Source organism: Micromonospora echinofusca, assembly GCF_017614955.1.
Lineage (GTDB): Bacteria > Actinomycetota > Actinomycetes > Mycobacteriales > Micromonosporaceae > Micromonospora > Micromonospora echinofusca_A.
The window spans coordinates 1-8,028 of record NZ_WVUH01000328.1; the positions used below are offsets into that span (position 1 = coordinate 1).

Below are 8,028 nucleotides of genomic sequence, written 5' to 3' on the forward strand. Positions count from 1 at the left end.
GCACCCACCGCCGCACCCGCCGGCACGACCGCCACCAGCAGCTTCGCCGCCGGGGACTACTGCCTCGGCGAGTGCGCCGACATCCTGCCGCCCGGCCAGAACGGCAACGCCACCCTGGTCGAGATCCTGGCCCACCAGACCCTGGGCACCCTGCCCCGGCACTCCGCCGACCAGCTCGGCCGGTACGCCGACCTGGTCTACGGGTACGCCGGGCTGCGCGAGGACCAGATCGGCAACTTCTTCAACGACGCGTCCTTCGGCGTACCGGCCGGGCAGGTCGAACGGGACTACTCGCCCCGCGCCGACGTGCGGATCGTCCGGGACAGGGCCACCGGCATCCCGCACGTCACCGGCAGCACCCGGGGCGGCACCATGTTCGGCGCCGGATACGCCGGAGCCGAGGACCGGCTGTTCACCATGGACCTGCTGCGGCACGTCGGCCGGGGCACGCTCACCCCGTTCGCCGGTGGCGCCCCCGGCAACCGGGCGCTGGAGCAGAGCGTCTGGCACAACTCGCCGTACACCGAGGCGGACCTGGCCGCCCAGGTCCAGGCCCTGCGTACCAAGGGTGGCACCCGGGGCGAGCAGCTCTACGCCGACGTCGCCGAGTACATCGCCGGGATCAACGCCTACATCCGGACCTGCATGGACAACCGCAACTGCCCCGGGGAGTACGTGCTGACCGGGCACCTCGACGCGATCACCAACGAGGGCGGCCCGGAACCGTTCCTGATGACCGACCTGATCGCGATCGCCGGGGTGGTCGGTGGCCTGTTCGGCGGCGGGGGCGGCAACGAGATGCAGTCCGCGCTGGTCCGGATCGCCGCCCGGGCCCGCTACGGCACGGTCGAGGGCGACAAGGTGTGGACCGCGTTCCGGGGGCAGAACGACCCCGAGGCGGTGCTGACCCTGCACGACGGGCAGAGTTTCCCGTACGGCGACGCGTCACCGGACGCGGCCAGCGTGGTGCTCCCGGACGCCAACTCGGCGAAGCCGGAGCCGATCTTCACCGACCCCACCGGCTCGGCCGGTACCACCACCCGGTCGGCCGGCACCAGCGCCGGGACGGGTGCCGCCGCCGACCTCGCGGCGGCGCTGTCCGGGCTGACCATCACCCCGGCGAACCGGGGCATGTCCAACGCCGCCGTGGTCTCCGCCGCGCACTCGACCACCGGCCACCCGATCGCCGTGTTCGGCCCGCAGACCGGCTACTTCGCACCCCAGCTGCTCATGGTGCAGGAGTTGCAGGGGCCCGGGATCAGCGCCCGGGGCGCCGCGTTCGCCGGGCTCAACCTCTACGTGCTGCTCGGCCGGGGTCAGGACTACGCCTGGAGCGCGACCTCCGCGACCCACGACATCACCGACACGTACGCCGTACCGCTGTGCACCACCGACGGCAGCGCGCCGACCCTGGCCAGCAACCACTACCTGTACCGGGGGCAGTGCCTGGCGATGGAGGAGCTGTCGCACGTCAACAAGTGGAGCCCCACCGTCGCCGACGGCACCCCGGCCGGGTCGTACAAGCTGATCGCCTGGCGGACGAAGCTGGGACTGGTCGGCTGGCGGGCCACCGTCGGCGGCCGGCCGCACGCCTTCACCCACCTCCGCTCCACCTACCGGCACGAGGCCGACTCGGCGATCGGCTTCCAGATGTTCAACGACCCGTCCCAGATGGGGTCCGCCGCCGCCTTCACCAACGCCGCGAACAACGTGGAGTACTCGTTCAACTGGTTCTACGTCAACTCCACCGAGGCGGCGTACTTCAACAGCGGGCTGAACCCGGTACGCGGTACCGGGTCGAACCCGAACCTGCCGATGAAGGCCGACCCCGCCTACGAGTGGCAGAACTACGACCCGGCGACCAACAGCGCCACGTACGCCCCGCCGGCCGCCCATCCGCAGTCGGTCAACCAGGACTACTACGTCAGCTGGAACAACAAGCAGGCCAAGGACTTCGGTGCCAGCGACGGCAACTTCAGCTTCGGCGCGGTGCACCGGGGTGACCTGCTCGACCGGCCGATGAAGGCGGCGGTGGCCGCCGGCCGCAAGTTCGACCGGGCCACCCTCACCTCGCTCGTGCAGCAGGCCGGCGTGACCGACCTGCGCGGCATCGAGGTGCTCGACGAGCTGATCCGGGTCCTGGAGAGCCAGCCGGTCACCGACGCCACCCTGGCCGCCGAGATCAGCCGGCTGAAGGCGTGGCGGCAGGACGGCGCGCTGCGGGTGGAGACGACCAAGGGCTCGAAGGTGTACCGGCACGCCGAGGCGATCCGTACCTTCGACGCCTGGTGGCCGCTGCTGGTCCGGGGCATGTTCAAGGAGCCGCTCGGCCCGGACCTCTACCAGTCGCTGGTCAACACGATCCAGATCAACGAGTCCCCGTCCGGTCGGCAGCAGGGCGACGTGTCGAACCTGCCCTCGTCGTCGGCGAGCGGGGGGCAGACCCACAAGGGTTCGTCGTTCCAGTACGGCTGGTGGGGGTACGTCGACAAGGACCTGCGGTCGGTGCTCGGTGACCCGGTCCGGGGCGGCCTCGGCCGCACCTACTGCGGCAACGGGGCCCTCACCGGATGCCGGCAGATTCTGCTCGACACGCTGCGCACGGCGGCGGCGACCCCGGCCGCCGAGGTGTACCCGGCCGACGCCACCTGCGCCGCCGGTGACCAGTGGTGCGCGGACGGGATCGTGCAGTCCGTGCTGGGTGGCATCACGCACCCCACCACCGCCTGGCAGAACCGGCCGACGTACCAGCAGGTGGTCTCGTTCCCGGCCCGGCGCGGCGACGACCTGAGCAACCTCGCCGCCGGGCGGCCGGTGACCGCGTCCAGCAGCCAGTTCGGGTACGCGGCGACGAAGGCCGTCGACGGGGATCTCGGTACCCGGTGGGCCAGTTCGTGGTCCGACGACCAGTGGCTGACCGTCGACCTCGGCTCGGCCCGGCAGGTGGGTCGGGTGGCCCTGGCCTGGGAGGCGGCGTACGCCCGGTCGTACCGGATCGAGGTCTCGACCGACGGCACCACCTGGCGTACCGCCTGGTCCACCACGGTGGGTGACGGCGGTACCGACGTGGTGGCGCTCCCGGCCACCACCGCCCGGTACGTCCGGATGCGGGGGCTGACCCGGGCGACCAGCTACGGCTTCTCGCTCTGGGAGATGTCGGTGTACGCCCACTGACGGTGCACGGCACGACGGTCGGGGCCGGCACGGGAGACCGTGCCGGCCCCGACCGGTCAGGCCAGCATGATCTGGTCGCCCTCGACCTTGATCTGCTTCTGCGGCAGCGGCCGGGGCGCCGGGCCGGCCTTGACCGAGCCGTCGGCGATGGAGAACCTGCTGTTGTGGCAGGTGCAGTTGATGGTGCCGCCGTCGACGTTCGCCACCGGGCAGCGCTGGTGGGTGCAGATCGGGTCGAACCCCTTGAACTCCCCGGCCGTGGGCTGGGTGATCACCACGCCCTTCTCCGCGTAGATCCGGCCCCCGCCGACCGGGATGTCGGCGGTGCGGGCCAGCGCGGCGGCACCCCGGTCGGCGCCGGCGTCGGCGCTGGGCGAGACCGGCGGGCCGCCGCTGGTCGGCCCCCCACCGGCGGTCGGGCTGCCCGCGTCGTCGGTCCCGGCGTCGTCACCGCAGGCGGCCAGGACGACCGAGGCGCCGACCGCACCCGCACCCGTCAACAACGCCCGACGGGTCCGCCCACCCTGGCCGGTCGACATCTGCTCGTCGCTCATGCTGCCTCGCTTCTCTTCCGGTTGCCGGCTGGTCGACCGGTACCGGCGACTCGATGATCCGTGCCTACACCGTAGGCACGGATCATCCTGACCGACGAACGTCGACGCGGTGTCAGCCCGCGCCACCGGTCAGCCGGTCAGCCGGCGGCTGGTTGACGGTCAGCCGGCCTTGGTGGCCTTGGTGGCCTTGGCGGTCGACGCCCGGCGGGTCCGGGGGGCCGGCTTGGCCGCGCCGTCCTTCACCGCCGTGCCGCTGGTGGCCGCGCCACCGTCCTTCGCGGCGCTGCCCTTCGCCGTGCCGCTCCGGGTCGCCGTGCCGGTGCGGCCGGTGGTGCCGTTGGCCTTCGCCGCCCGGGACACCGCGGCGGCGGCGCCCCGCGCCGGGCCGTCGAGGCCGAGCACCGGGCGGAGGAACTGACCGGTGTGGCTCTCCGCCACCTCGGCGACCTCCTCCGGGGTACCGGTGGCGAGCACCGTGCCGCCCCGGTGACCGCCCTCCGGGCCCATGTCGATCAGCCAGTCGGCGGTCTTGATCACGTCGAGGTTGTGCTCGATCGTGATCACCGTGTTGCCCTTGTCGACCAGCCCCTCCAGCACCATCAGCAGCTTGCGGATGTCCTCGAAGTGCAGACCGGTGGTCGGCTCGTCGAGCACGTAGACGGTCCGCCCGGTGGAGCGCTTCTGCAACTCGGAGGCGAGCTTGACCCGCTGCGCCTCACCGCCGGAGAGCGTCGGCGCGGGCTGACCCAGCCGGACGTACCCGAGACCCACGTCCACCAGGGTCTTCAGGTGCCGGTGGATGGCCGGGATCGCGGCGAAGAACTCGGCCGCCTCCTCGATCGGCATCTCCAGGATGTCCGAGACGGTCTTGCCCTTGTAGTGCACCTCCAGGGTCTCCCGGTTGTACCGGGCACCCTTGCAGACCTCGCAGGGCACGTAGACGTCCGGCAGGAAGTTCATCTCGATCTTGATCGTGCCGTCGCCGCTGCACGCCTCGCAGCGCCCACCCTTGACGTTGAACGAGAACCGGCCGGGGCCGTACCCCCGGACCTTGGCCTCGGTGGTCTCGGCGAAGAGCTTGCGGACGTGGTCCCACACGCCGGTGTAGGTCGCCGGGTTGGACCGGGGCGTCCGGCCGATCGGCGACTGGTCGACGCCGACGACCTTGTCCACGTGCTCCAGGCCGGAGACCCGGGTGTGCCGGCCCGGCACCAGCCGGGCACCGTTGATCTGGTTGGCCAGCACCGCGTACAGGATGTCGTTGACCAGGGTCGACTTGCCCGACCCGCTCACCCCGGTGACCGCGATGAGCTGCCCGAGCGGGAACGGCACGGTCAGGTTGCGCAGGTTGTGCTCGCGGGCACCGTGCACGACCAGCTCCCGGCCCGGGGTCTGCGGGCGGCGCTGCTGCGGGGTCGGGATCGACCGGCGCCCGGACAGGTACGCCCCGGTCACCGACTCGGGGTTGGCCAGCAGGTCCGGTACCGAGCCACTGTGCACGATCCGCCCGCCGTGCTCACCGGCGCCGGGGCCGATGTCGACGATCCAGTCGGCGGTCCGGATGGTGTCCTCGTCGTGCTCGACGACGATCAGGGTGTTGCCCAGGCCCCGCAGCCGCACCAGGGTCTCGATCAGCCGGTGGTTGTCCCGCTGGTGCAGCCCGATGGACGGCTCGTCGAGGACGTAGAGCACCCCGACCAGGCCGGAGCCGATCTGGGTGGCCAGCCGGATGCGCTGCGCCTCGCCGCCGGAGAGGGTACCGGCCGGGCGGTCCAGGGAGAGGTAGTCCAGCCCCACGTCGACCAGGAAGCGCAGCCGGGCGTTGATCTCCTTGAGCACCCGCTCGGCGATCAGCTTCTGCCGGTCGGTCAGCGTCATCGCGCCGAGCAGCTCGGCGCACTCCCCCACCGACAGGTTGCAGACCTCGGCGATGCTCCGGCCCGCCAGGGTCACCGCCAGCACCTCGGGCTTGAGCCGGGCGCCGCCGCAGGCCGCGCAGGGCACGTCCCGCATGTAGCCCTCGTACTTCTCCCGGGACCAGTCCGACTCGGTGTCGGAGTGCCGGCGCTCGATCCACTGCACCACACCCTCGAACCCGGTGTAGTACGAGCGCTCCCGGCCGTACTTGTTGCGGTAGCGCACGTGCACCTGGTCACCGGAGCCGTGCAGGATCGTCTTCTGCGCCCGGGAGGGCAGCTGCCGCCACGGGGTGTCCAGGTCGAAGTGCTCCGCCTCGCCGAGCGCCTCCAGCAGCCGGAGGAAGTACTCCAGGGTGTGCCCACCGGACCAGGGCGCGATGGCACCCTCCCGCAGGGTGCGCTCCGGGTCCGGGATGAGCAGCTCCGGGTCGACCTCCTTCTTCGTCCCCAGACCGGTGCACTCGGGGCAGGCGCCGTACGGGGCGTTGAAGGAGAAGACCCGGGGTTCCAGGTCCTCGATCGCCAGGGGGTGGTCGTTCGGGCAGGCCAGGTGCTCGGAGTAGCGGCGCTCCCGGTGGGGGTCGTCCTCGGCCAGGTCGACGAAGTCCAGCAGCACCAGCCCACCGGAGAGCCCGAGCGCGGCCTCGACCGAGTCGGTCAGCCGCTGCTGGGCGCTGGCCTTGACGGTGAGCCGGTCGATCACCACCTCGATGGTGTGCTTCTCCTGCTTCTTGAGCTTGGGCGGCTCGGTCAGCGCGTGCACCACCCCGTCGACCCGGGCCCGGGCGTACCCCTTGGCCTGGAGTTCGGCGAACAGGTCGACGTACTCGCCCTTGCGGCCCCGGACCACCGGAGCGAGCACCATGAACCGGGTCCCCTCGGCCATGGCGAGGACCCGGTCGACGATCTGCTGGGGGCTCTGCTTGGAGATCCGTTCGCCGCAGACCGGGCAGTGCGGTTCACCGACCCGGGCGAAGAGCAGCCGCAGGTAGTCGTAGACCTCGGTGATGGTGCCCACGGTCGAGCGCGGGTTGCGGGAGGTCGACTTCTGGTCGATCGAGACGGCCGGGCTCAACCCCTCGATGAAGTCGACGTCCGGTTTGTCCATCTGGCCGAGGAACTGCCGGGCGTACGCCGACAGCGACTCCACGTAGCGCCGCTGCCCCTCGGCGAAGATCGTGTCGAAGGCGAGGCTGGACTTACCCGAACCGGAGAGCCCGGTGAAGACGATCATTGCGTCGCGCGGCAGGTCGAGGTTGACGTCACGCAGGTTGTGCTCGCGCGCGCCACGGATGATCAGTCGGTCGGCCACTGTCCGCGTACTCCCGGGAAGAAGATGGTGAGCGATCTGTCCGATTAACGAGTCCACCGGTCGGGCCGGGTGCGGGCGGTCCCGCACGGTCGGATCCGCCCGGTGGCGGACCCACAGCCCGATAGTGAAAGGCGCACAGGCGGCGCCCCGGCAACTCTAGCCCCGGGGTACGACAACTTTCCTGAGCCAGGCATTCCCGCAGCTCAGGAGGATGGGGCTCAGCCCGACGACACCCCGAGCCGGACCGGGAAGTCCAACCCGCCCGGGGTGTCGATCACCGCTCCGCCACCCGGCACCCGGACCAACGCCCGGCAGGACCCGCCGGGCCGCCGGCCGCCGTCGGCCCGCCGGGCCGCACCGACGCCCAGCACCGACGCGCCGGCCAGCGCGTCCACCAGCGCCGACTTGCCCGCCCCCGCCGGGCCGAGCAGGGCCAGGGTCCGGCCCGGGGGCACCAGGTCACGGACCGCCGGCAGGCCCCGACCGGTCCGGACGCTGACCGGCAGGACCGGCACCCCGGGTACGGCCCGGTGCACCCGCGCCGCGATCGCCGCCGTGTCCGCCGTCAGGTCGGTCTTGGTCAGGATCACCACGGGCGGCACTCCGGCCGCCCGGACCGGGTCGACCAGCGCCGCGACCCGGGCACCGGCGGGCGCCGGGTGCACCGGCAGCACCACCGCCGCGACGTCCACGTTCGCGGCCAGCAGCCCGGCCGGGCCGGTACGCCCGTCAGCCGGGTACGGCAGGGCGGTCCGGCGGGGCAGCACCGCCTCCACGGTGACCCGGCCGTCCGGCCAGGTGCCCAGCAGTACCCAGTCGCCGGTGCCCGGCAGCGCGGACCGGTCCCGGGCGGCGGCCACGAACAACCGGCCGGAGAGGGTGGCCCGGACCGTGCCGGTGACGCAGAACACAGTGCACACCCCGGTGTCCACCCGGGCCACCCGGCCGGGACGCAGGTCACGGCGGCGACCACGCAGCACGGTGGCCGGGTCCCAGCCGAGCGCGGCGAGATCCATGTTCACGTCTACTCCTGTCGTCGGCGAAGCTGGTCTGCGGCGCCACTCCGACC

The 8,028-nt window shown here is 72.2% G+C and carries 3 protein-coding genes and 1 pseudogene; 1 reads left to right on the forward strand and 3 read right to left on the reverse strand.

The genetic code is table 11. The features are described 5' to 3' along the window. Positions 1–3,174 (forward strand): penicillin acylase family protein (locus tag GSF22_RS27270; protein WP_208816603.1); only part of this gene is annotated, 3,174 nt, incomplete at its 5' end. Positions 3,175–3,230: 56 nt separating this feature from the next. Here the strand turns inward: GSF22_RS27270 and GSF22_RS27275 are convergent. The 3 genes and pseudogenes from GSF22_RS27275 to rsgA all read right to left on the reverse strand — a co-directional run bounded on the left by GSF22_RS27275 (position 3,231) and on the right by rsgA (position 7,975). Further along, the gene (locus GSF22_RS27275; protein ID WP_208816604.1) at positions 3,231–3,728 is read right to left on the reverse strand and encodes a Rieske (2Fe-2S) protein; all 498 of its coding nucleotides are present in this window, start codon (positions 3,726–3,728) and stop codon (positions 3,231–3,233) included. A gap of 279 nt (positions 3,729–4,007) precedes the next feature. Next, positions 4,008–6,959 (reverse strand): annotated as a pseudogene (gene uvrA / locus GSF22_RS27280) (excinuclease ABC subunit UvrA); the annotation flags it as partial. Positions 6,960–7,177: 218 nt separating this feature from the next. Next, positions 7,178–7,975 carry a GTPase RsgA gene (rsgA, locus tag GSF22_RS27285; RefSeq protein ID WP_208816605.1) on the reverse strand — a complete coding sequence of 266 codons (798 nt, stop codon included), beginning with the start codon at positions 7,973–7,975 and terminating at the stop codon, positions 7,178–7,180. Between the last annotated feature and the right edge of the window lie 53 nt (positions 7,976–8,028).